Raw genomic sequence first — 1,011 nt, 5'->3', positions numbered from 1 at the left:
TTTTTGTTAGTATTAGCGTTTCCAATAGTTATGTTTGTGGGAAATATGCTAATTAGGTAGTATTTGATAATAAAATTTTTTATAAATTTATTAGTTATTGTGGTATCATAGTAGTATATTAAATTAATGGAGGAGAAAATGTTGATTAAAAATTTGAAAAAACTTACACTAGCCGCTTTGGTTATTTCTTTTATGATTCCAGCGGGCGTGTCTAGCGCAAATGTTGAAAGTGTTACGAGAATTGCTGGAAAAGATAGGATTGGAACTTCTATTGAAATTTCAAAAGCGATGTTCAATGAATCAGACAATGTTGTACTTGCAAGTGGATTCAACTTTGCGGATGCTTTGTCAGCAGGTCAACTTGCAGCAGCTTTGAATGCGCCGCTTATTTTGTCAGATGAAAATATGGATTTAAGGGTGAAAGAAGAAATCGCAAATTTAAAGCCTAAGAATATGTATATTGTTGGCGGGGAAAATGCGTTGGGTTCAAATATCGAAGAATCTGTAAAATCTGCTGTTAATGATATTAACATTGAAAGGCTTAAAGGAAACAACAGATACGAAACTTCTGTGAAGGTTATGGAAAAAACAAAAGAATTTGTCGATGCAGAATATTTATTGATTGCGAGCGGCAAAAATTTCCCTGATGCTCTTAGTGCAACTAGTTTCATGGCAGATCACAAAGCATTGATGGTACTTAGCGATGGTAATTCTTACCCAAAATCTGATTTGAAAGAAATAGCAATTGGTGGGGTTAACCAACTTCCGTTGAACGGTTTTACCGGAGAAAGAATTGCAGGAAAAGACAGATATCAAACAGCATTGGCTATAGCAAGACGTTCATTTGAAAATAATGAAAATGCTATATTGGCAAATTCAAAAGTTTTTGCAGATAGTTTGTCAGCGGTAAGCGTTGCGAAAAATTACAAGGCGCCTATTATTTTGACTGACAATGAAAATTTGACACAATCAACTAAGAGTTATCTAGAAAATATGAATTCTGTAACTATT

General features: G+C 33.8%; 1 protein-coding gene. It reads left to right on the top strand.

Going from position 1 to position 1,011, the window contains the following annotated elements:
- Positions 1–138 precede the first annotated feature (138 nt).
- Positions 139–1,011, top strand: an 873-nt coding sequence (locus tag KHW44_RS10075) for a cell wall-binding repeat-containing protein (RefSeq protein WP_304069034.1), incomplete at its 3' end; no start/stop codon positions are given.

The sequence above is a fragment of the Finegoldia magna genome, from assembly GCF_018371055.1.
Classification (GTDB): domain Bacteria; phylum Bacillota; class Clostridia; order Tissierellales; family Peptoniphilaceae; genus Finegoldia; species Finegoldia magna_I.
Note: the sequence above shows the minus strand (reverse complement) of the source record. Positions and strands in the feature narration are given on the sequence as shown.